We start from the raw sequence: 23,994 nt of genomic DNA on the forward strand, positions 1-23,994 counted from the left end.
TTTAATTTTTACCGGTTAAGCCGTTGCGGTGCAGCTGTCTTTGAGTGCTTGAAAACGCTCAACTTGATCACTAAGCAACACACGCTTTTTATCGCGGCCTAAATACACTTTAAAAACCACTTCACCCTGTGTGCCAAAGAAGTTGATAGAGTGGCTTTCTGTGCCTCTAAACGGTTTGCTGATCAATGCAATAGCGCTAATGTCATCTAGTTTTAAATGACCGTGTAAACCTTCCCCTTTAGTGATTAAGTTGTAGTAACCGTGGGCATATTTACCCTTTGGAAAGTGACCTTTAAATTCAAAAATACTGCCAGATACTGAGATAATAGTGGTCATATTGCCCCACTCTGGTAGTGATGCTAACAAGTTATCTTTTGCTGTTAATGGCAATAATGCCAGCTGTTCTGTCGGTAATGCCGTGACCACTTCAAGCTCTGTGATGGACAACGCTTGTGCCACTTGACCTGGCATCGATGCTGGATTATCGCTTAAGTATTGCTGAATTTGCGCGACTGATACTGTCATGGAATATCTCCAATAATTGATACCCCTAATATACGACTGACTAACACCGCAAAAACCGCTCAAACATTAATGCTTGAGAGACTTTTTTTGTCATGAGGTTACAGCTATTAAGCCTGCAACCTTTTACCTCAGTGTTATTCACCGTTAAACGGGTAAGGGGTTAAAATGAATAGCGCGCTGACAACTTGAAGTTCCGGCCTTGTTCATACAAGGTTTGCCACGCTTGGCGATATTCCTCATCACCGATATTTTCAACTGCAAAGTCGACACGTAGCCCTTCAAATGTGCCTTTTGCTGGTTCCCAAGCCACATAAACATCCCACAATTTGTAAGCGTCATATTGCTCAAGATTGACTACAGGCAAGTCATCTTGCTCTGCAACATAAGTGAAACGAGTACCCAATTTCATATCGCCTTCCATGATGGATTGCGATAAATCTATGCCCATTTTCTTAGCCGGAATATTTGATAAATACTCATCAGTATTCTTGTCTTTGCCTTCAGTTTGACCATAGTTAAATGTCACCCGAGTTTGCTTGTAACGGTAGCGGGTATTGAATTCAAAACCCGTAAGTTTAGCTTCATCCACATTGTTCCATGAGGTGGTTTGTTCCAAGCCTGGAATACCGTATAGCGGGTTAGAAACACTTTGCTCGATAAAGTCATCAACATCATTTCTGAACACACTTAAGGTAATCGCTAACTCATCATCACCTGCTAAATCAGCAAAACGCATGTCCGCTTTAAGCTCTTTGTTTTGTGCTTTTTCAGCTTGTAAATCTGGATTGATTTCGAAGGTGTTACATAGACCGTTAGGTAAAAAGCCAGGAATTGAAGGAATACAGTAATGTGAACCTGTTGAGTACATTTCTTCCATGCTTGGTGCGCGGAATGCTTCATCATATCGAGCACTTAAGGTTAACCAGTCTGTGGTGCTCCACACTAAGCCAACAGAAGGCGTCAAGGCATTATCATCAGATGATAGGCCTAAGTTTTTGCTTTCATTTTCAAAGGTGTCGTAACGTACTGCAACATCTAAGGCAACGGTGTCAGTTAGCTTGATATCTGCTTTAGTAAATGCGCCCCAAACAGTGGTTTCAGCATCAATATCATCTGGTCGTTGACCGGTTTGACCATTGTCATCACGCACGGTATTAATCGTATCTTGGTAACCATCAATACCGTAAGTCAGTACAGTGTTGCCAAATGCAGAGCTGTTATTGACACTAAAGCCAATGGTTTCGAATTTAGTGCTATCAAATTGATCTTTAGTGACACGATCTTCATCGTAATTGGTGCTATTCCAATACACAGTCGCATTTAAATCTAATAACGGATTGCCTGTTGGATTTAGGCTGTAATCTAAGGTCACGTTTTGATCTTCAGTATTACGCTTCACTAATGGTACTGAGCTGCCAACATGGGTCGATGGATTACTTGGAACTAATTCATCTGTATCAGAAAAGCGAGCAGATAATTGCAGGCGTTGATCGTTCGTTGGCTCCCAGCCAATTTTAGCTAAACCACTGGTCGCTTCAGATGAGCTATTTTCAAGGCTTTGATCATTACCCATTTTGATATTGTTGCTGTCGTGGTAGCTACCACTTAACAACCAATCAATGCTGTCAGCTAAACCGTAAAGCGTACCGCTGGTTTTGATCTTATCGCCATTGGTTTCAAAACCTTGCTTGATGTAGCCACCAAACCTATCGCCTTCTTCTAAAAAATCTTGGGCAGACTTGGTGTTTTGCGCGACCACGCCACCAATTGCGCCACTCCCCCATAAGCTACTTGCTGGACCACGAACGACTTCGATAGAGCTAAGTAATTCAGGATCCATGAAATAAGTACCACGGTGACCAGAATTGGAATTTTGACGTGCACCATCAATAGTTTGTAATACACGTTGACCACTCAAACCACGAATTTCAACGCCTTGTGATGATGCGCGAGGGCCATTCGTCACGCTAATATTGGCCTCATTCTTTAATGCATCTGCGACTGAAGCTGGCTGCGACTCTTGCATCTTCTCTTCACTGATCACCGCCACGCTGCGGCTGGAATCTGATACTTTCTCGCTAATACGGGTAGCGGTAACAAGCACTTCATCAAATTCTGTAACGGTTTGGTTTTCTTGTGCAAATGCGGTGGTACTAAAAACCATTGCCATTGCTACAACGAGTGGCTTCTTGGTCATTGTTATATCCTTAATGGTAAATGCGACTTTTCTGCCGTTCATAGAGAGTTAGGTGTGCTAGTCACTGCGGTATTAGTACTCGTAAATCACCAAGCAGTAGGAAAAATATCAGCACAAAGTGTATCTTTGACGAACTATTTGTCGCACTTTACCTGAGAACAAAATTTAGATCAAATGAAAATCATTATCATTTGCGATCTCATTCAACTTACTGTACATTTAAACCAATAAAGATAAAGGAAGAACCTAACTAATTGTTATTAATAGCTTTGTAAATAATGTAAAGGTTCAAAGCTAACTAATTGCTTCATTTAGATATGTTCGACATTTGACCACGTTGATGTTGTAGAAGAATATTTCAGATGACACCTAAACGATATTTTGCTTTCGGATGTTTAACAGTTTTAATCCAAGGAGGGGTGCTCGCCTCTCAAAATAGTGAGCCATCGATTCAGTTATCTGAAGGTACAGCAATGGGTTCAAATAAAGCTGTCAGAGTCATGATTGCCATGCAAGCAAGCACACAAGCAACAGTTATCGAAAACACTCTAGAAGAATTGAAACAACCAAAGCACATTACTCAGCCTAAAGCTGAAATTAAACCTGAACCTGTGGTTAAAGCTGCTCCTAAAAATCCTGTAGCAGAGAAAGTCATTACCAAAATTGAAGAAGCTAAACCCTCATTGTCTAAATCCTCAATTTCTAATCCTGAAACTTCTAGGGCAGAAACAGCTGAACCTGAAATAGCTGTGCAACCACCTGCCGAAGTAACAGAAGTTGCCAGTACAGATGCCAGTGCGCCTCACAATCAACAGCAAGTCGACGCTAAACAGGGAGTCACCCAAAAAACAGTTGCATTGCAACAACCAACATTTGCAGCGCCACCAGCACAACCCAATTACCCTAAAAAGGCTCGTAAACGTGGCTTTGAAGGCACCGCGACAGTGGAAGTCATGTTTAATCAAATAGGTGAGCAACTCTCGCTTACCCTCGTCGATAGTTCAGGTTACAGCCTACTCGATGCTGCAGCTATTAAAGCTGTTGAGCAATGGCAATTTGCCGCGCCATCGCCACAAACAGCGATAGCTTATACCGTCAGAGTACCTGTGAAGTTCGCTTTACATTAAGCCTGAATATAGGGAATTAACATGTCTCAACCATTATATCTACAACTGTCAGAGCAGTTAGGTTACTTAACTTGGCCGCTATTTATCTGTGCATTTTTAGCCTTATTGATCATCCTTGAGCGACTCGCTTTATTAGGTAATGAACTATTAAAACGGGATGTTTGGCTAACCGAGTTAAGACAACAAACTCGCAGCGCCACTCCTGAACAAAGGCAGCAGCTAATTACCTTATTAAGCAAAGGTCGTAGCATGCTTGCCAAGGGCACAGCACTCTTGCTATCCCAATATGACCAACCTCGTTCAATGCGCGAAGAAATCTTAAATTTATGGTTACTTAAGCAAAAAGAAAAGCTGCAATCTGGGCTTAAGGTATTGCAGATTATTGGTGTTATCACTCCTCTGCTTGGTCTTTTAGGTACAGTGCTTGGCCTGATTGAAATGTTTAGTCAACTAGGGTTATCTGATGGCCCCGTGACCCCATCGCAACTGGCAAAAGGCTTGGGGCTCGCGATGAATACAACGGCGGCAGGTTTAATCATTGCCGTGCCAGCCATCACAATGGCGCACTTACTGTCACTTTGGGCCGAAAAACGTTGCAACAGAATTGCCCACGTCCTAAACCAAATGAACCTATGGTTAGACGGCTTTGATCAAGCATTAAACATTGGTTGTGATACCCCATGTGGCGCCAATGCACCTTGTCTTAAAGGCAATGCTTTAAATCAAAACGCAGTTAATACCACTACAGAAGCAACAGCCTCTATCGCAGCGCCTGCGACGTTGGCGGAGTCAAACAGATGATCAGCGCAGACGGACAAGCTGGGGCTTCAGCTCAGCTCAATGTAGGAATTGATCTCACCCCACTTATCGACATCATTTTTATTGTGTTGGTTTTTTTACTACTCACAGCCAATAGCCAATTGCTGACATTGCCTGTGGATGTACCAACAGAAACAGACTCAACCTTAACGGGCTTGTCTCAAAAACAGCATATTTCAATCAATATTTTAACTGATGCGCCCCATTGGGCATTAGATGCTAAGCAATTTGACAATTTCGACCAATTCGAAGCCGCATTCATCCAAGTCTTGGATGCGTCACCAGATATCAATGTGGTTGTCGCTGCGGATAAAAATGCCCCTGTTCAGCCATTAATGACGGTATTGGCATTACTTCAGCGACAACAAATCACTAATACCCAAATTTTAATGGAACCCTAAATCATCTTTTATCAATCCACTTAGGAATGTTCCAGCGATTTTATTAATTCGGAGTTAATTATGCTTAAGCAATCAATGTTCAATACTAAACACTCATTACTGACGCGCTTGATGACAGCAAGCATGCTGCTTTCAAGTGCCCTATTAAGCCAAAGTGCTATAGCAGAAAATCGCGTAGTCAGTGCTGGCGCAGGCATTACAGAGTTAGTGATAGCACTGGATGCAAGTAATGAATTAGTGGGTGTAGATTCTACAAGCCAAATCCCTGAAGAGTTGAATTCCGTTGCCAAACTTGGGTATCACCGCATGTTATCTGCGGAAGGTATTTTAGCCTTATCGCCGACGATCCTATTAGGTTCCGAAGCCATGGGACCTAAAACTACCCTTGAAGTATTAAGCAATGCCAAAGTTGAAGTGGTTTCTTTACCCTGCGCCAATACCAGAGCAGAGCTCGTCAGTAACATTGAGCAAATGGGCAAGTTACTTAATCGTGAATCTCAGGCGGCTGCGCTAAAACAAAAAATTGATTTGTCCTTTAATCAATTAGATTCAAAACAGCAAAAACTCAAAGAACTAGGCAATGCGCCAAAGGTGTTATTTTTGCTATTACAACCTGATAGACCTGCACGTGTAGGCGGCAACGATACCGCTGCAGACATCATTATTAACCTCGCTGGCGGACAAAACATTGCTGGTTTTGACGGTTATAAAAGTGTGTCTCAGGAAGGTATTTTAGCACTACAACCCGATGTGATTCTAATTTCAAACCGCAGCGATAGTGAATCAAGCGACCCTGTTGCTGAATTATTGAAAGCCATGCCATTGCTTGCGCACACCCCAGCTGGTGAACATCAACACATTAAAAAACTGCCATCTCAAGCGTTAATTGGTGGTTTAGGATTAAGTGCCATCACAGCTGCAGATGACCTCGCTAGCGATTTTATTAGCATTAAAAAGCGATAGCGGCATCATGACCATCAAAGTGGTGATGACATTCACTATAACAATCCGTTTTATTAGGATTTAACATGGAAAATCAACGTTGGCTTTGGCCCTGTTTACTAACTGGTTTGGTGATAACAAGCCTATTGTCCGTCAGCATCGGACCATTACAAATTAGCCCGTACACCAGCTTTAATGCCATGGTGAACTGGGCAACAGGTCAAGAGTTGGCATCAGTGGCTCCCCATGAGCAATTGGTGATTAATAATGTCCGTTTGCCGCGGACAATTTTAGCCTTAGCGGTCGGTGCCACACTGGCACAATGTGGTGCAGTGATGCAGGGGTTATTTCGAAACCCGCTAGCTGATCCTGGCATTATTGGTGTCTCTTCTGGCGCGGCATTGGGCGCGGCAATTTGTATCGTGTTATTTCCTAATGGCGGTGAATACTTAGTTGCTTTTAGTGCCTTTGTTGCTGGCCTTGCGACGACCTTAATTGTTTATCGTTTAGCCGCAAGTCCGAGTGGAACTTCCGTCGTGCTACTACTTTTATCTGGCGTTGCTGTGGCCGCGCTTGCGGGAGCAGGTATTGGCGTATTGACCTATATGGCCAATGACATGGCGTTAAGAGACTTAACTTTATGGCAGATGGGCTCAGTGGCTGGCGCGCAGTGGCATTACGTCATTTTAAGCTTAATTGCATTAGCGGTAATCAGCTGGCAATTCAATCAAAGCGCCAAAGCCTTAAATGCTTTATTACTTGGTGAGGCCGAAGCTCGTCATCTTGGTCTGGATGTCGATAAACTCAAACTTAAACTGATTGTACTGTGTGCTATCGGAGTGGGTATTGCCGTTGCTGCAACGGGAATAATTGGCTTTATTGGGTTAGTCGTACCTCATTTAGTCAGAATGATCATTGGCCCAGATCACCGTTTATTGCTGCCATTAAGCGCCATGTTAGGCGCAGCAATTTTAGTGGTCGCCGATATTGGTGCGCGCTCCATTGTTGCCCCTTCTGAATTACCTGTTGGTTTAGTGACGGCACTTTTAGGTGCACCATTCTTTATCATTTTATTACTCAAACAACGTAATAAGTTGGTGTAACATGCTAAGAAACCTTGAATGTAAATCTATGTTTAAAACATATCCGTCGGAACCTCAAGTAACAGGTTTAGCACTTGCTGGTTTAAAGCCTGTTGAATCAGCACCTGCAGATAGAAAAAGTGCGACTTTTATGCCTGAACAAAAGTCTGCTGAGACCGAGAGCTCGACCTCAAGTTCCGCAACTGAAAATGCTGTCGTCAGTATCAATAACCTCTCGGTGCATATTGGCAAAAAACCAGTATTAAATGATATCAATCTTGAGATTATGCCAGGCCAAGTCACTGCATTATTAGGCCCCAATGGCGCCGGGAAATCCACGTTATTGAAAAGCTTGTGCCAAGAAACTGAACTGTCAGCAGGTAGCATCTCCATGCTAGGCAAACCGCTACACAACTGGAATCGAGCCGAATTAGCCAAGTCATTAGCCGTGTTACCGCAACATGCGTCGCTGACCTTTCCGTTTAAAGTGCATGAAGTGGTACAAATGGGTTTATACCCATTATCCATCAGCCAACAGCAAGGGCTGGAGATAGTTGATAAACAGTTGCAACAGGTTGCGTTATCTGCACTTAAATACCGCAGTTATCCCACCCTTTCTGGCGGTGAAAAGCAACGAGTGCAATTAGCCCGCGTGCTAACACAATTGGCACAAGCTGAAAGTACACCCATTTTATTACTCGATGAGCCCACTTCTGCGTTAGATTTAGCCCAACAGCACAGAGTACTCGAATTAGCACATACATTAGCCCATAAGCACAACTATTGCGTGATAGTAGTCCTGCACGATTTAAATCAAGCCTGCCGCTATGCAGATAGATTAGTGATTTTAGAACAAGGTGAAGTGGTCAGTGATGGTAAACCTGCCGAGGCATTAACTGCTGACATCATCGAAAAAGTCTGGCACTACAAACCCACATTAGTGATCGACCCTAACAATAAACTGCCTCTGATTTTTTAGCTTTAGTTAAATAGTGTCATCATATCGACTTCAGCCGGGAGAACCGTCTGAATGGAGACCCTGCTTCACGAGATACCAAGAGCATTCGTTTTAGCTCAACAGCATTCTAAAACACAACAAGAATGGCAAACTCCACTACCGTCTATGCTTATTCAAAATTTTTTTGACAACCCTCAGAGACCACTTTAAATAGAATTACTTCATTGCGGATTTAACATACACATCAAAGCGATTTTTCTTACTGGCGATAACCATACTGGGTTTGGCGCCATCAAGATCTTCGGCATAGTCAGGACGCTTCACTGCCACGCGTTTTGTGGCTAATTGCATTGCTGGTGCTAACAGACCATCGGCATCCAAGTCTGCGCCAACTAAGGTTTGAAACACACGCATTTCTTTTTTAACTAGGGCCGATTTTTCACGGTGTGGGTACATAGGGTCAAGATACACTACGTCAATTTCTGTGCCACTGGCTTTGGCTGCATCTGCTAATGCGGTAATGCTGGAACCATGAAACAGGCTCATTCGTTCATTCATCCACTGGCCAATTTCGGCATCTTCATAAGCTCGGCGTAAGCCGTCTTCTAATAACGCAGCCACGACAGGATGCCGCTCAACCATTATCACCTTACAACCTAAACTCGCTAACACAAATGCATCACGCCCTAAACCGGCAGTGCCATCAACCACAGTTGGCGATACACCTTGTTTTAACCCTACTGCTTTAGCGATAGTTTGCCCTCGTCCCCCGCCAAATTTACGCCTATGGGCGACAGCACCTGTGACAAAATCAACTATGATACCGTCCAGTTTTGGCTCATCCCGTTTGTGTAGGGTTAATTGGTTTTGCTCAAAACGTAGCTCAAAAGGGGCATTTTGATCGTAATGGAGTGACCATCTTTGGCAAATATCGACAAGGCTTGGGTACTGTTGATTGAAATAAATCGCGGTCACTGTGTTATCTACTTAAAGGGCAATATCGCTATTATGCCAAAACGCTACCGCAGTGAATACCTATACCTTACCCGCAAGAAAACTTATAATGCAGCTATCTTGCAGTCAACGCTGCCACTTTTTGGAATATCTCATGCTAAGTTACCGCCACGGATATCATGCCGGCAATTATGCCGATGTACTTAAACATTCAATGTTGCTGCAAGTGCTAAAAGCCATGCAGAAAAAAGACAAGCCATACGTGTACATCGATACCCATGCTGGAGCGGGGGCTTACTCATTAAATGATGAGTTTGCACAAAAAACCGGAGAGTACCTAGATGGCGTAGCTAAATTATGGGATGCCAACAAATTACCGACGGCGTTAGCGGACTATGTTGAAGCGGTAAAAATTTTTAATGGCGAGTTCGATCAACTCACCGTTTATCCGGGCTCACCGAGTTTTGTTGATGCTGAATTACGCCCTAAAGACCGCATGGTACTCCATGAGTTACATAGTACTGATCATGAATTGCTTGAAGAATATTTTGATCAAGATAAACAAGTTAGAGTGATTAAAGGCGATGGATTACAAGGTTTAATCGCCGCGGTTCCACCTCCTGAGCGTCGTGGGGTGATATTAATCGACCCAAGCTATGAAATAAAAACCGACTACCAAGATGTGGCTCATGCGATTATTAAAGCGCACAAACGCTTTGCGACTGGGGTGTTTATGTTGTGGTATCCGGTAGTTGATAGAGCGCAAACTGAATCTATGTTGAAAATACTAGCCACCAGCGGCATTAAAAATCAGTTACGTGTTGAGCAAGCGATTAAGCCGGATAGTAATGAATTTGGCATGACCGCCGCAGGGTTATGGATTATTAATCCACCTTGGCAATTAGATGTTGCCGCTAAAGAAATGCTGAACTACCTAGAGCGCCGTTTAGGCCATAGCGGTGGTAAAACCGTGGTGAAACAAGAAGTGCCAGAATAGTGATTTAGCACTTTATAAAAAAGCCCATGCAATGCAAATTACATGGGCTTTTTTACTATTTCAGTGCCGTTACATCAACTTGCTAATCGCCATTTAACGTCCGAGAAAGTGCCCCGAATATCGCACTAAAAACTCCTGCTGTTACATCCTTACGGGTATTATTACTCGAAGAATGACTTCCAGGACGAGACTCTGCAACTTCCCTTTTTTCTTCGTTTTCATATGCACCAATAACTAAGTCGCTACCAGCATTTGTAGCAGTTCGCGCAGAACAAGCTGTTAGTATCGGTACCAGTAGGCATAGCAGTAAAATCCTTTTGCTCATCATCGTCCTTAAGTTAATCATTAAATCGGTTTAAAAAATGCGCCAGCCGCACCAGGAAATACCACAGGGCTAACATTGCCGTTGGCGGCCACACTGGCAACACCAAAAAGATAATTATCAATTACCCTATTATTGAGGGTAAATTCAGTCACATTGCCCACATAACGGCTATGTGTCCACTCTGGCTCGGTGGTTAAACGCCAATAAACACGATAACCCACCACGGTTTTATCAGCAGTGTTAGCCCAATTTAATGTGGTGTCGGGTGAAACCTGGCCTTTAATACTCACGCCTGTTGGCGGCGCGGGCGCCCAGGACATTGATGCTAAACTAATGGCGTTTAGGGCGGTTAATTTAGCAGTAAAATCAAAATCGACACCTTCAATTACATCGCCATATTCAATGCCGTTTTCAGTGCGAAGATCTTGATGTTGACGATCATAGTGCTCATTGGTTTCCATCACTCGCACCGCAGGAAAACCCGCTTTATTAAAGGGTAAATGATGCCCTCCACGGCCAAATCTGTCTAGGCGATACACCAACATGACATCTAAATTGGTCATGTACTGATCAACTAAATTTTTAATATTGCGAGCCAAATTGCGTGATGCAGAATCGTTCTCACCCCCACTAAAGTAACGCTCTTTAGCTTCATCTGTGGTTTCAACAAAACGCACTCCCTCAGAAAATACCCGCACGGTAGCATTGTTTACCACGCCGTTAATGCCCGCAATATTGCCGATCATGTCGTTATTTAATACCGCTTGAACTTGCCAGCCCTGACTTTTAGCATAATTAGCAAGAATATCTCCACCGTGTAAACCCTGCTCTTCACCTGACAAGGCGGCATACACGATAGTGCCATTAAATTGATATTGCGATAACACCCTAGCGGCTTCAATCGCACCCGCTACACCAGAGGCATTATCGTTTGCACCGGGCGAAATAGAGGTAGCGTCAAGTACATCTGATACCCGTGAATCAATATCACCGCTCATCATCACAACACGTTTCGGGTCGGTTTTACCTCGCTGAATGGCAATCACATTAACCACTTCGGTTGGCTTGGCAATACGCTTCCCTTGCACAGTATCACTGACGGTAATCACTTCTAAGCAGCCACCACAGTCTTTTGATATGCGGTTAAATTCGGCTTCTATCCAACGTCTTGCAGCGCCTATCCCCTGGGTGGTCGAACGGGTGTCTGATAAAGTGTGACGGGTACCAAAACTGACCAGTTTACGAACATCATCTTCTAAACGCTGTGCTTGTGGTGCGTTGGCGATATCGTATAAGCGCATGTCTTCTTGGGATGGTGCTGCGAAGCTGGAGGTTGAAGCAGGATTAGCCTGCAACGTTGAGGCGAGTAATACACTGGCGAGGGTTGCCACTAACGATGACACTGGACGAGAAAAAGTCATAAACATTCCTATTATTAGCGCAAGGCACCTTTTCGGTCAGTGCTTACTTAATCCTGTTGGGTGTTCAATATGAAGCTAATCGTCCTGAATCACTTCAAGCATTTATTATTAACTGGCCTTGCGGTAACGACTGTAGAGAATTCTTACCCTTTGCACGTAAGCCTGAGTTTCAGGAAAAGGCGGAATTCCCTGGTAATGCTCAACGTTGGTAGGCCCGGCATTATAGGCTGCACACGCTAAATCGATATCGCCATTAAATTGCCCTAACAGCTGGGCCAAATAGCGGCTGCCACCATTAATATTTTGCTCTGCATGAAAAGCATTGGACACCTGCATGTCTTTAGCAGTACCGGGCATTAATTGCATTAACCCCATCGCTCCCGCGTTGGATACCACATTAGTACGAAATGCAGATTCCGCATGGATCACAGCGCGGATCAATGCAGGCTCAAGTTGGTAACGTTTAGCGGCATTGCTAATAACAGCAGCGTATTCTTTGGTAAATAACGGAATATGGTACCAATCAATGGTCGAATCTGGACGGCAAGCAAAGCATTCATATAAATGAATACGAAAGTCACCTTGAGCAGGCTGGTTATCACTGAAAACGGTAATTCCGTTTTTTTCATATTGGTACACTTTGCGTTTTTCTACGCCCAAATCAGACAAAATTCCATGTTCAGAATAACTTGCCTTAACACGCTTTTTAGCCGCTTTATTCGGTTCAGGTTTAGGCAATGGGTAACCATTATCCAATATCACTGCAGATTTAAGCGCCGCAGTGGCGTGACTTGTGGGCGTTACCGCCAGCTGATTTAAATCGGGAAACAAACTCAGTTGTGGTTTGTCGTCAGCAATGGAAGGTATTTCAGCTTTATAAATAGCTTTGATGACAGGTTTTTTAGCGGGCTCATCTGCAGCCAGGCTGATAGGCGTGAATAACAAACACACACCATAGCTAAATATTGTCAGCATATGGCGATGTTTTATCTGCTTCACCATGGTAACCGCAAGGGGATTCACAATATTACCCAACTGCGACAGTAAGTATTGGCATTGCGGTCACTTTGGCTAATTTGGCGACCACAGAACCTGGGAACATTTTTACCCCTTGGTTTAAATCGGTCACGGCTTGGTTATAAAACTCACTGGCGTTTTGGTAATCCAGTTCTAATTGTAAATAGTCGTTAACCAGTTGTTCATCTAACACATCACCATGCAAGTTTGAAAACAGCGCTTTTTGCAAGATATCCATGCTTGACCACACAGCTAAAATCTCCGGTAAATGTTGGTCAATTTGTTGAGACCAAACACTGTTAGTATTTAGCTCATGCAATTGCTGCCATTGCGTGGTTTGTTCTGCATCAAGCGGTTGATGCTGCTGGCTAACGTTAGAAAGTTGAGTTAACAGCGCAAGTCGATCATCGATTTTTTGATTCAAAACGGTAAGAGAATCAATAGCTGACTGACGCTTTTTAATAAGGCTGGCATACCAAAGGTAGCAGAGAATAACAGCTAAGCTCATACTCAGCAGCAATGCTTGCATGATTTTTTCCTTAATGATGATTTTTGTTTTTATGTCTAATAATAAGCATAAATTAACCAATATTTCACTTAAATCTCAGTGAAGTAACGACTATATTTACTGACACCAATCAACGTACCATAACATTTGACTGACAAAATAAACAATTTTATCGCATTTGATTTAAATTGATTGCTTAGCAAGCATTGGCGCAATATGTGTAGATAAAAAAACTCACATCATTAAAAAAACTCATAATAAACAGCAAAGTAAATGCATGACTACGATGAGCACTTTTTAACCCACCTTTCAATTTACATCATACATTTAACCAACCTATCTAAGACTTAACCGCTAGTTATCCAACCTTAAGCTAACTTTAACAACCAACCTCACATATTGGCCCAATATAAATTAAGTTTCAGTTAACCCTTGCTCTGTAAGCTTGTAAATTGGCCAAATACTAACAATCGCTCTGATACCCCATAGAATAAAAATCATTAATATATTGATAGGTATCAGGAAAGCCGAATGAAGGAAAACAATGACGCAATCACACCAAACAAATAACAAGGCAAACCCTTCTGATCTCGCCTCTAGTGGCGGATTTGTTCGCTTTTTAAACATTGTCGAACGTTTAGGCAATTTTCTCCCTCACCCTATTACCTTATTTGCTCTATTTTGTGTGGCGGTGATCGTCGCCAGTGGCATAGCAGGCTACTTTGACTTATCAGTGATTGACCCGCGCCCGGAAGGTACTTCAGGTAGAAGCCCTGATGGTTTAATTCACGTAGTCAGTTTACTGAGTGCCGAAGGATTACAGCGTATTGTGTCGGGGTTGGTGACTAACTTTACTGGCTTTACCCCCTTAGGAACGGTACTGGTTGCCTTATTAGGTGTAGGTATTGCAGAGCGCTCAGGCCTATTATCAGCCGCGATGCGCTTATTGGTCATGGGATCATCAAAAAGACTAGTCACTTACACCATCGTTTTTGCAGGCATTATCTCTAACACGGCTGCAGAACTTGGCTATGTGGTGCTAATTCCAATGGCGGCCATGATTTTCCACTCGCTAGGACGTCATCCTTTAGCCGGATTGGCTGCCGCCTTTGCAGGGGTGTCGGGCGGTTACAGTGCTAACTTGTTACTTGGCACGGTAGACCCATTATTATCGGGTATTACCGAAGCTGCAGCACAAATGATTGACCCTGAATATACCGTTGGCCCTGAGGTTAATTGGTACTTTATGTTTGCATCGACATTTTTAATTACTTTATTAGGTGGTCTAGTCACTGAAAAAATTGTTGAGCCTAAACTGGGTAAATATGATGCCAGTGAGGCCAGCGATTTAGACGATCAAACTATGGACAAGGTTAATGATATTGAAAAGCGCGGCCTAAAAATGGCAGCGTTAGCAGCCATCGCTTTTTCAGCTTTATTAGCCTTAACGATCATCCCTGAAAATGGGCCGTTGCGTCACCCTGAAACGGGTCTTGTGGCAGGGTCGCCATTCTTAAAAGGGATTGTCGCCTTTATCTTTATAGGCTTTGCCATTCCTGGTTTGGTTTACGGTAAAGTGGTTGGCACCATGAAAAAGGATGTCGATGTCATTAATGCAATGTCGCACAGCATGAGCACTATGGGCATGTATATTGTATTGGTGTTTTTTGCCGCTCAGTTTGTGGCCTTTTTCAATTGGACTAACTTAGGTGCGGTACTAGCGGTTGGTGGAGCTCAAGCATTAAACGCAATTGGCCTAACGGGCCCGCTAGTGTTTGTGTTATTTATTATGCTGTGTGGCTTTATCAACCTGATGCTTGGCAGTGCTTCGGCGCAATGGGCCGTTACCGCACCGATTTTTGTACCTATGTTGATGTTGGTAGGATATGCGCCTGAAACCATTCAAGCGGCGTATCGAATTGGTGATTCAGTGACAAACTTAATCACCCCTATGATGAGTTATTTCGGTTTGATTCTGGCGGTGGCGTGTCGCTATAAAAAGGACTTAGGTATAGGCACCTTGATTGCAACTATGTTGCCATACACCATAGTGTTCTTTATTGGCTGGACGCTATTTTTCTTCCTATGGGTATTTGTTTTAGGCTTACCTGTAGGCCCGAATGCGGCTACCTACTACACCCCATAAAACAAACGACGTCACATAAAAAACGCATCTTAGGATGCGTTTTTTTATCTGGCAAATAAGGATATTTGGGGACGCTAAAAATCGATAAGAATGGATAAAATGGTGGCCAGTTTATTTTCTAACTCTTGCCACTCGGCATCAGGGTCTGATCCTGCAACCACGCCAGCACCTGCGTATAAACTAATTCTTCTCGGCTCAATTAACGCACTACGAATGGCCACTGAAAATTCTGACTCATAATGATTAAAGTAACCACATGCGCCTGCATACCATCCTCGAGCATAGCCTTCTCGTTGGCGAATAAAGCTTAGGGCACTGTGACGGGGTAATCCACCCACGGCTGGGGTAGGATGTAATGCGCGTAATAAATCAAAATCATTTACGCCGGCATTTAACTCGGCACGTATGGCCCGATGTAAATGCTGAATATGGGTTAATTTGAATATTTTGGCTTTCTCATCTGCGCCCACATACTGACTTAACGGCTTCAGCGCATCGACAATATGCTGCCTGACCAACTGGTTTTCATGGCTGTTTTTGACATCATCAAGTAATTGTTGCGCCAATAAATCATCTTCTTCCTGATTGAGTCCACGAATGGTTGTTCCTGCTAACGCTTCGGTAAACAATTCATTTTGCCGACGCAGGTATAAACGCTCAGGTGAACAAGAAATAAAGGTGCGGTCTGGGCTAAATTGAAAACCAAATTGAAAGCTATTGGGATTGCGACCTTGCCAACAGGCTAGCACGGTCCAGGGGTCGAGTTGTTCGGCGATTTCAATTTGGGTTTGGCGAGACAACACTACTTTGGGCGTGGTTTGATTGAAGTTGTGTTGTGTAACCTGTTCAACCAGCTCGCGCCATCTATCTTTATCCGGCAAATCACTGCGGCTCATTAGCCGAGTTTTATTCGGGGGGGAAAGCGGTTTAGGCTTTTCAATTTTGGCGATGACATCTAATGCTTGTTGGTACTCTAATTCACGATTTTGGTTATCGAAATTAAGATTCAACAAAATTTTTATTTTCTGACCTCGACGTCTGAGCTCAATACGTGGTAATACAAATCGCGCTCGGCCAAACTCGGGCCAACACTCTACCGTGCGGTCAAATGCTACCCCACCATAGTAACGTAAATCCTGACTTGTCCCTTTGCCACGTTGAGCTTGATAATCTGCTGCGAGTTGATGGTCATCTACTTGATCTTGATAATAAAATTGCTTACAAAGACCAATAGCTGCCACTTCTTCAACTTTATCGCGGCCATGCCAATAAATTCGTGGGTATTGTGTTTGTGCACTTAACCACGACAACAGCGGCACGGCTGGAGCTTCTACTGATAATTGCACAATAGGCGTCATCTCAGGCGCTTGCATAACTTGTTCAAGCTTTTGCTTTAACTCATTAAATTGTGAACTAAAAAAGTGGCCTGACAATGTCGACTCCTATTCATGGCGATAAGCGCTTCAAGTTAATCAACCAATCATTTACTGTCAATCATCAGCAAGCTAGGCTGTGATCTATAATTAGCTAATATTAATGGATTACTGATATAACTATTCTAAATGTTATATACTATTAATTATTTTATAAACCATTGTGTTTGTTAATACGTATAAACTCAGCTAGTTTAAATGTACCCAAGGAAGGCTTAACAGTGGACCCACATAACAATAACTCAAAAATATCGTTAAGTGCATTATGACCTTGAGGGCGCTAGCCAAATGAGTGATTCTACCGAATCTCCTAATATCATAAAGATTCCAGTTCCCAAGTTGAATCTTGGTATGTTTGTCACAGCTATCGATCGCAATAATAGTACCGTTGCTATCGCTAATGCTGGCCAGATAAAAAGCCGCACAGCTATTGCACAATTAGTTAAAAATAATATCAAACATGTTTGGGTCGATGTTGAACGCTCATCGGATACTTGCGGCCTTAAAAAAGTGACCACCCAAGAAGTACCTGGCAAGCCACTAGCAAAAAAAGCTATCGTCAGCCGTGATATTCAGCAAACACAAGCAAAGCAGATTTTAAGTGAAGCTAAAGGGTTGATAAAAAAGGTACTTTCAGAAACGTTTGAAGGCAAAGCGGTAGAGGTTGCGCCTTTTGAGGCCGTGGCCGACAAAATGATTGAATCGGTAATGGATGATGCTGACGCGTTTAAATGTATTTCAGCGCTGCGTACAAAAGATGCTTATTTACTTGAACACTCTATTAACGTGGCATTCTTACTGGTTACTTTCGGTAAGCACTTGAAATTAGATATCGATGTTCTGCGCCAAATGGCTGTTGGCGGTATTTTACATGATATCGGCAAAGTCAAAGTTGATAATAAAATATTACATAAACCCGGTAAATTAACCCCTGAAGAGTTTGAGCACATGAAACTGCATCAAACGTATGCGGTTGAAATTATGGACGATACTCAGGGCTTATCACAAATCAGTAAAGATGTGTGTTTAATGCATCATGAGAAATTAGATGGCAGAGGATACCCTAAAGGACTTAAAGGCGATGAAATACCCCTTCATGGCCGCATGAGTTGTATTGTTGATATCTTTGATGCCTTAACGGCAACTCGTTGCTACAAAGAGGCCATGAGCCCTGCTGCAGCATTTAAAATTCTTATTAGTTTGACCCCATTTCATTTAGATCAAGCATTAGTGTACGAATTTATTCGTTGTGTGGGCGTGTATCCTGTGGGCTCATTAGTGCAGTTATCGGACGAACGCGTCGGCATAGTCTGGGAAGCCAAAAACCGCGATGCATTACACCCAATAGTGAAGTGTTTTTATTCGTTAAAACACAAACGCTATACCGATGTCGTGATGGTGGACTTATTAAAAGCGGAAGTGAATATTGAACGTGGTATTTCACCTAGTAGCTTAGATGTCGACCCTAGCCCATTTTATTAACAGTTAACCTATAACGTAATAAACCTAGTGGTAGGTAATATCCTGATACATGGGCGCAAGCTTCGCCAATAAAGCATTACGTGTTGCAATGCCAATCTGTTGTTGCTTTAGTGCTTCAATCAAATGCCCTACTACTGCATCAAAGTCTGCCTGACTAATATGCAGTCCCACATGCGAATCAAACATTAATACGTCACTATCTGGCCTATTACACGTTAATGAAACGCAGTTAGCAAGACAAAGGGCTGTTTGGTAAGCGTTTATTATCCCGAATTGAGGTTACTTATAGCTTGGCTGGAATTAGCGCTAGCCAATCTCGGCTATTCACGTAAAAATACTTCCATCATTTATCCAGCACCCCACGGCAATGAAACTGACTCTTTCCATACTGTTGATCACCTTATCACTCGCCTTACTTATTCCTGGGGTCACTCAGCCCATTTTGACCATTAACGGCACTATCGAAAAAGCGGCAATTGTTGACCAAGGCTTAGAGATGTTAGCAACAAATTTATCTGCCCCACCAAACAGCAATGCTCGCAATATGCTCGATATGGCAGTGTCCATGTTTGGGCTAGAACAAATTGAAGGCGAAGTGGAAGTATTTCGTAAAACCCGCAGTATTTTAGATACCGTCAACGAGCTTTATCAATCAAACAACATTTTAGTTGCCGTGCTAGTCGGTTTATTCAGTATTGTTATTCCTATCCTTAAATTAACCTTGATGCTGATTGCTTGCCTCCCTATAGCAAACAAAATGAAGCAGATTATTAACCGCATTATTAGCTTTGTGGGTAAGTGGTCGATGGCCGATGTGTTTGTGGTGGCGTTGATTATTGTCTATATGGCAGGAAATGCCTCTGCGGGTATGGGGGAGTTATTGCAAACTTATGCGCATTTTGAGGCTGGTTTTTATTATTTTCTAGCATATTGCCTGTTCTCAATTGCTAGCCATGCTTTATTTCATATGCAACAAACCACTCCTAGCCACCAGCAAATGCAATCAAACTGATCCGTTATGAGTTAGTTAAATTTGATATTGGCGCAATAAAATCCATTCACCAATAATGCCTCTATAGATATTCAAATAGAAATGGAGGCACTTATGGCAAGTTTTTGGCTATCCCGTCGGCTTAAAATCATCGCAATTATTAGCTTGTGCATCATTGCAGTTATTGCCTCGATTCAAACTACTGGGTTAACGCGAGCATTGATTGAACTGGTTTCATTTGGTGGATTAATTTGGCTTGCATTGGCTAAGCCTCACATTCAACAGCACGACGCTTAATCCTTGACTCACCTCATCTATACGGCCTTATTCAGTCTAGCAATCAAGCCTTTACAATACGATATATGCCAAGGACGTCGAGCCAATAGCCACCCAAAGCAGCACCCCAAGTAATAACGGTTTAGGCCCATTGGCGCGCATTTTTTTAACCGTAATAGCCGCACCAATCAAAAATAAACACAATACCAGTACATGCTTAGACGCCATAAATAGCAAGCTATAAACCGCCTCGCCTTGGGGGATAAAGTAAGCGATTAAAATCGCCACACAGTAAAATAAGATAAAATAAGGCAAACTTATTTTGCTTTTATCACCGCCAAAAAACCACGCACTAAGCAATGCCACCGGAATAATCCACAACGCCCGAGCCAACTTAACCGTAGTAGCCGTTTTTAATGCTTCATCACCATAAGCTGATGCTGCGCCAACAACCGATGAGGTGTCGTGAATAGCAATCGCGCTCCATACCCCAAAGTCATACTGGCTGAGTGACAAAGCATGGCCAATGGTCGGAAACACGAATAGGGCAATGGAATTAAGCAAAAATACACAGGCTAACGACACCGCAATTTGATCGTTTTTAGCATTAATCGCTGGCGCGACCGCCGCAATGGCACTGCCCCCACAAATAGCCGTACCACAACTAATTAAGTGGCCCGTTTTAGGCTCCATGCCAAGCAGTTTTGCTAAGCCATAACCTAAAATAAGGGTAAAAAAGATTGAGCCGACAATTAAACCAAGGTTATTTTTACTGGCTTCAATGGCCTCTGGTAAGTTGATGCCAAAACCTAGGCCAACAATCGAATAGGCCAGTAATTTTTTAGTCCATTTACCTAAATCAATATGTTCAGGTACCAGCCCAATGCTCGCAAGGGTAAACCCCATCAATAATGCGACTGGAGAGGATATCAAAGGCGTTAAGCAAAAAAGGCCGATTACAATGAATAGCCATAATTTATAATTTTTTGTAGCTGAGTTGAGCATGAGAGAACTCATTAAATAAGCAGTGCACTATTGTAGCAAGCTCAAGCATTGCAAACGATGTTTGGTATCCGTTGATACACGCTTTAATTGATTTTTTTGAACTGAGGATCAGCCGTCGACTTTTTTTGGACAAAATTACAATAAATACAGATCAAAAAAAGCCAGTGGATGGACCTACTGGCTTTTCAGTTTTCGCGGCTCATTTATTAAGCTTAGCGCTGATGCATAGCGTAATCGCTACCATCTTTAGCCGTGAACACTTTACAACGACCTTCAGTAGGTTTGCAGCTTGAGTGTAATAAGCTGATCCACTGCTTGTAAGGTGTTGGTAGGTTCTTAATTGGCATTTCAATTTGAATATCTTCAATGTTAGCTAAATCATTGCTGCCAATTTCACCTTGACGGTCAAAACAAATCTCAACATGGGTGTCATTGTTTTTTAATACCACCGATGATGGCTCACTTTTATGGCCGGTTAATGCCACAAATTGACAAGGATTTTGCAATCCACATTGAGTGCCATCTTTTAAGAATGCTAAAAGGTGCGTGTAATAAACAACATAGCTAGTCACATCTTGATGTGAACCTGTTGCTAATGGGAACTGGGCATCTAACAATTCTTTCGCATTAATAGTGCGATCTAATTTATTTGTTGTTGCCACAAATTGCTCACCAATGAAGTGGTTAAGGTTTTGGGTCGCTTTGGTGCTTGCTTGAGTAGACATATTCATAGCCTTATCCTCTTCTTTTCAATAGTAGGTCACATTAATTTATTTATAGTCATTCAAAATGGTTTTGAATTAAGCCTTGTTCACAGCTTGATTTTTAGTCTATGCTATTTTTACAAACAATTTCACAATAAAAATTTTACAGTGTGAATTATACAAAATGAGAAATGAAAAAAGCTTGATGCGAAAGACCCATTTTTTGGGCACTAAGATAAGAAACTTGCGTAAACGCAATAACTTAACCATGGAAGATCTCTCTGCCCGCTGTATGCGCGTGGACTCAAGTAATTCGCCTTCGGTATCATACTTATCCATGATTGAACGTGGAAAACGAGTCCCTAGTGCTGATATGTTGGCCGTTATCGCCGCTGTTTTTCAAAAAGAAGTTGAATGGTTTCTTGACGATGTGCCCGAAGAGCATGCCATTACGCCTGAAAAAGGCAGTAAAGGTGGCATTAGCGGTATGCCGCTTGAACCAAGCTTTTTATTTTCTAATGATATTTTACAAATTGCCATCCCGGAAATGCTGTCACAAACAGGCACTTCGGGTAGACAATTTGCCCATTTGTTGATCCGCGCACACCAAGAACACCATCAAAATCACTTTCCTGATTTAGAGCGTGCCGCCGAAGATGTGGGTTTAAAGCGTATGCCATTAATGGCCGACGACATGCTCACTATTGCCGCAAGAATGGGCTTAGTCATTAAATGGATTGACCGTACTCCGCAAGAAATACGTGATGAAATGGGGGCCAGCTCGCGCCAATTAGTGACCTCTTTTTTTGAGCCTCCTAGCACGATTTATTTGAACAACACCTTAAAAAATCGCCCTCATCGTTTGAAATATGACTTAGCTGTGCATATTGGCCACTGTGTTTTACACAATAAAGATGGCTTAAAGTCGGTGATGACATCAGGTCGTAAAGAAGAGGGTGACGATAATAGCATTCCACAATCAAACACCTTAAATGCACAGGACATTTTACATGCTTGGCGTGATTTTGAATCGAGCTTTTTTGCCGGAGCCCTTTTGTGCCCTAAAGTGCCTTTTAGACAATTACTTGACCGGCACGGCTATGAAATCAGTGTGCATAAACAGCTGCAAGTTTCTGCATCGGTTGCGATGCGCCGCATGACGGTTGTGTCGCCTTATCCGCATTGGCATTTCTTTGATGCCTATGCGCCAGGTAAACTCAAAGCGGTGTATCGCGGTAATGGGATCCCGCTGCCTTGGGGAAACATGCGTTTGGTGGAGGACCCTTGTCAGCATTGGGCTGTATTTAGGATGATCAATGAGCCGTCATCGGGCACCTCGGCACAAATTTCAATCTTAAATGTGGGAAATCAACCGCGGATTTACTGTTGTGAATCAATCAAGGTAGAAGACTCAGCAGGCAACCCGCATGTGTTATGTGCTGGCATTGATTTAAACCCAGCGATTGATGCCCAAGGTAAAGATTCGTTGTCGATTGCCAATGATTTAAAACAAGCTTGTGCATCTAATGGCGGCTCGATTGTTATCCCCAAACACATTAAAAAAGATCTTACCAGTGTGGCAAAAATCCTTAATATTAATTGGATAGAACGTGGTATTAAAAATGATGCCCGCTTAATTTGCTCACGTGGCGCTGTATGTCCAAGGCAACCTAGTTGTTATGCCGCAGGAAAAAACTTATGTGAAGATAACTAGTTTTAGTTCGCAGTAATCAGTAAGCGGTTCAGTACTTGCCAAGTCGAACATATAGCAACGACTTGGCAAGATAAGCTCATTTTCTAACGCTTCATCAAGCCAAAACGCTCTTTTTGAACAAACGACTACTCAATGAGGTAATAAAAAACTCATCATTACCATCGAAAAACATTAATAATGACCTGTTCTTTAGACGGTGTTACAGCTTAATCAGCATTTAACAAACAGCAGAAATGTGCTCGCCTAAACCCATTGGGTATAGGGTGTTTTCATCAACGTTGAATTGTAGTAACGATTATCTCCTGTCACCTCATCCCCTAACCAATCAGGTTTAGACACAGTTTGTTGCTCTGTGGCTATCTCCAACTCGGCCACAATTAACCCCTGATTATCGCCATAAAACTCGTCCACTTCAAAAACTTGATGCTGGTATTCAACTAAATAGCGGGTTTTATCTATAACCCCTGGTTCACACAGTTTAAGTAACTCCTGCGCCTCAGAGACACTTATTTCTTTTTCCCATTCAAATCGTGATAATCCAGCCTGATTACTCAAGCCTTTAATGGTGAGAAATCCCTGTTCGCCCATAACCCTCACCCTCACAGTGCGGGCTTTATCTGAATTCAAATACCCCTGAGTAATACGAGTTGCCTTATGTGACAAGCTTTTGAACTTATCGTTGCTGACAAGGTATTTACGTTCGATTTCAATAGCCATTAGATTTAATTCTACAAGAAATAATAGCGGTATTATTCAAAGTTATCCGATGTTTGTATAGGTATTTTAGTGAATAGCCATCTGTTGTTAACTTAAAAAAGTAGCGTAAAAGCTAGAGTGTATCGGGGGTTTTCCGTCAAAAGTGAAGATTCACAATAATATTCACGCGCTCACACAGCATTTGGTGGGCAGATAATATGGGTAATAGATATTTTGAAAAATCGTTTTCAGACAGCAAAATGCCGTGAAATTC

At 42.6% G+C, this 23,994-nt stretch carries 23 protein-coding genes; 12 read left to right on the forward strand and 11 right to left on the reverse strand.

Features of this window, described 5'->3' with window-relative positions; all coding sequences use genetic code 11:
• Positions 1-15: 15 nt before the first annotated feature.
• Both hutX and NE535_RS08915 read right to left on the reverse strand, forming a co-directional pair.
• Positions 16-525, reverse strand: a complete 510-nt coding sequence (gene hutX / locus NE535_RS08910; protein WP_261298286.1) for a heme utilization cystosolic carrier protein HutX — start codon at positions 523-525, stop codon at positions 16-18.
• A gap of 160 nt (positions 526-685) precedes the next feature.
• The gene (locus tag NE535_RS08915; RefSeq protein ID WP_261298287.1) at positions 686-2,722 is read right to left on the reverse strand and encodes a TonB-dependent hemoglobin/transferrin/lactoferrin family receptor; all 2,037 of its coding nucleotides are present in this window, start codon (positions 2,720-2,722) and stop codon (positions 686-688) included.
• Positions 2,723-3,084: 362 nt separating this feature from the next.
• Here NE535_RS08915 and NE535_RS08920 point away from each other — a divergent pair, with 362 nt between their 5' ends.
• The 6 genes from NE535_RS08920 (at position 3,085) to NE535_RS08945 (ending at position 8,072) form a co-directional block, all read left to right on the forward strand.
• Positions 3,085-3,849: an energy transducer TonB gene (locus NE535_RS08920; RefSeq protein ID WP_261298288.1), complete on the forward strand. Its 765-nt coding sequence runs from the start codon at positions 3,085-3,087 to the stop codon at positions 3,847-3,849.
• Between the two features lie 21 nt (positions 3,850-3,870).
• Positions 3,871-4,650, forward strand: a complete 780-nt coding sequence (locus NE535_RS08925; protein WP_261298289.1) for a MotA/TolQ/ExbB proton channel family protein — start codon at positions 3,871-3,873, stop codon at positions 4,648-4,650.
• Entirely contained in the window at positions 4,647-5,069 is a 423-nt protein-coding gene (locus NE535_RS08930; RefSeq protein WP_261298290.1) for an ExbD/TolR family protein, read from the forward strand. Before NE535_RS08925 ends, NE535_RS08930 begins: the two co-directional genes overlap by 4 nt.
• 60 nt (positions 5,070-5,129) lie before the next feature.
• The gene (locus tag NE535_RS08935) at positions 5,130-6,032 is read left to right on the forward strand and encodes a heme/hemin ABC transporter substrate-binding protein (RefSeq protein ID WP_261298291.1); all 903 of its coding nucleotides are present in this window, start codon (positions 5,130-5,132) and stop codon (positions 6,030-6,032) included.
• A 65-nt stretch (positions 6,033-6,097) separates the two neighbouring features.
• The gene (locus NE535_RS08940; RefSeq protein ID WP_261298292.1) at positions 6,098-7,114 is read left to right on the forward strand and encodes a FecCD family ABC transporter permease; all 1,017 of its coding nucleotides are present in this window, start codon (positions 6,098-6,100) and stop codon (positions 7,112-7,114) included.
• Between the two features lie 130 nt (positions 7,115-7,244).
• Positions 7,245-8,072 (forward strand): heme ABC transporter ATP-binding protein, encoded by an 828-nt coding sequence (locus NE535_RS08945; RefSeq protein ID WP_261298375.1) that lies wholly within the window; start codon positions 7,245-7,247, stop codon positions 8,070-8,072.
• Between the two features lie 195 nt (positions 8,073-8,267).
• Here NE535_RS08945 and NE535_RS08950 read toward each other — a convergent pair whose 3' ends face one another.
• Positions 8,268-9,026 (reverse strand): class I SAM-dependent methyltransferase, encoded by a 759-nt coding sequence (locus tag NE535_RS08950; protein WP_261298293.1) that lies wholly within the window; start codon positions 9,024-9,026, stop codon positions 8,268-8,270.
• Between the two features lie 133 nt (positions 9,027-9,159).
• Between NE535_RS08950 and NE535_RS08955 the strand changes: the two genes are divergently transcribed.
• Entirely contained in the window at positions 9,160-10,002 is an 843-nt protein-coding gene (locus NE535_RS08955) for a 23S rRNA (adenine(2030)-N(6))-methyltransferase RlmJ (RefSeq protein ID WP_261298294.1), read from the forward strand.
• A 345-nt stretch (positions 10,003-10,347) separates the two neighbouring features.
• On the opposite strand, the gene NE535_RS08960 is transcribed toward NE535_RS08955, so the two are convergent.
• The 3 genes from NE535_RS08960 to NE535_RS08970 form a co-directional block, all read right to left on the reverse strand.
• Positions 10,348-11,748 (reverse strand): M28 family peptidase, encoded by a 1,401-nt coding sequence (locus tag NE535_RS08960; RefSeq protein WP_261298295.1) that lies wholly within the window; start codon positions 11,746-11,748, stop codon positions 10,348-10,350.
• A 108-nt stretch (positions 11,749-11,856) separates the two neighbouring features.
• Positions 11,857-12,771, reverse strand: coding sequence for a lytic transglycosylase domain-containing protein (locus tag NE535_RS08965; protein ID WP_261298296.1), 915 nt, complete (start codon positions 12,769-12,771; stop codon positions 11,857-11,859).
• Between the two features lie 4 nt (positions 12,772-12,775).
• A complete protein-coding gene (locus NE535_RS08970) occupies positions 12,776-13,294 on the reverse strand; it encodes a LemA family protein (protein WP_261298297.1) in 519 nt (172 codons plus the stop codon).
• Positions 13,295-13,817: 523 nt separating this feature from the next.
• Between NE535_RS08970 and NE535_RS08975 the strand changes: the two genes are divergently transcribed.
• Positions 13,818-15,419: an AbgT family transporter gene (locus tag NE535_RS08975; protein WP_261298298.1), complete on the forward strand. Its 1,602-nt coding sequence runs from the start codon at positions 13,818-13,820 to the stop codon at positions 15,417-15,419.
• A gap of 74 nt (positions 15,420-15,493) precedes the next feature.
• On the opposite strand, the gene NE535_RS08980 is transcribed toward NE535_RS08975, so the two are convergent.
• On the reverse strand, positions 15,494-16,792 hold the full coding sequence (locus NE535_RS08980) for an isochorismate synthase (RefSeq protein WP_261298376.1): 1,299 nt from the start codon (positions 16,790-16,792) through the stop codon (positions 15,494-15,496).
• Between the two features lie 348 nt (positions 16,793-17,140).
• On the opposite strand from NE535_RS08980, the gene NE535_RS08985 reads away from it, so the two are divergent.
• On the forward strand, positions 17,141-18,334 hold the full coding sequence (locus tag NE535_RS08985; protein WP_261298299.1) for a cyclic di-GMP phosphodiesterase: 1,194 nt from the start codon (positions 17,141-17,143) through the stop codon (positions 18,332-18,334).
• Between the two features lie 24 nt (positions 18,335-18,358).
• Here NE535_RS08985 and NE535_RS08990 read toward each other — a convergent pair whose 3' ends face one another.
• Positions 18,359-18,520 carry a globin family protein gene (locus NE535_RS08990; RefSeq protein WP_261298300.1) on the reverse strand — a complete coding sequence of 54 codons (162 nt, stop codon included), beginning with the start codon at positions 18,518-18,520 and terminating at the stop codon, positions 18,359-18,361.
• Positions 18,521-18,701: 181 nt separating this feature from the next.
• Between NE535_RS08990 and NE535_RS08995 the strand changes: the two genes are divergently transcribed.
• Both NE535_RS08995 and NE535_RS09000 read left to right on the forward strand, forming a co-directional pair.
• A complete protein-coding gene (locus NE535_RS08995) occupies positions 18,702-19,346 on the forward strand; it encodes a paraquat-inducible protein A (protein ID WP_261298301.1) in 645 nt (214 codons plus the stop codon).
• Positions 19,347-19,439: 93 nt separating this feature from the next.
• Complete coding sequence (locus NE535_RS09000) at positions 19,440-19,622, forward strand: hypothetical protein (RefSeq protein WP_261298302.1); 183 nt, start codon at positions 19,440-19,442, stop codon at positions 19,620-19,622.
• Positions 19,623-19,673: 51 nt separating this feature from the next.
• On the opposite strand, the gene NE535_RS09005 is transcribed toward NE535_RS09000, so the two are convergent.
• Both NE535_RS09005 and NE535_RS09010 read right to left on the reverse strand, forming a co-directional pair.
• Positions 19,674-20,606, reverse strand: a complete 933-nt coding sequence (locus NE535_RS09005) for a YeiH family protein (RefSeq protein WP_261298303.1) — start codon at positions 20,604-20,606, stop codon at positions 19,674-19,676.
• A 212-nt stretch (positions 20,607-20,818) separates the two neighbouring features.
• Positions 20,819-21,337 (reverse strand): aldolase/citrate lyase/malate synthase family protein, encoded by a 519-nt coding sequence (locus tag NE535_RS09010; RefSeq protein ID WP_261298304.1) that lies wholly within the window; start codon positions 21,335-21,337, stop codon positions 20,819-20,821.
• 157 nt (positions 21,338-21,494) lie between these two features.
• On the opposite strand from NE535_RS09010, the gene NE535_RS09015 reads away from it, so the two are divergent.
• Positions 21,495-23,024, forward strand: a complete 1,530-nt coding sequence (locus NE535_RS09015) for a DUF3612 domain-containing protein (RefSeq protein WP_261298305.1) — start codon at positions 21,495-21,497, stop codon at positions 23,022-23,024.
• 243 nt (positions 23,025-23,267) lie between these two features.
• Here NE535_RS09015 and NE535_RS09020 read toward each other — a convergent pair whose 3' ends face one another.
• Complete coding sequence (locus tag NE535_RS09020) at positions 23,268-23,741, reverse strand: CYTH domain-containing protein (protein ID WP_261298306.1); 474 nt, start codon at positions 23,739-23,741, stop codon at positions 23,268-23,270.
• Between the last annotated feature and the right edge of the window lie 253 nt (positions 23,742-23,994).

Source organism: Shewanella holmiensis (assembly GCF_025370255.1).
GTDB classification, from domain to species: Bacteria; Pseudomonadota; Gammaproteobacteria; order Enterobacterales; family Shewanellaceae; genus Shewanella; species Shewanella holmiensis.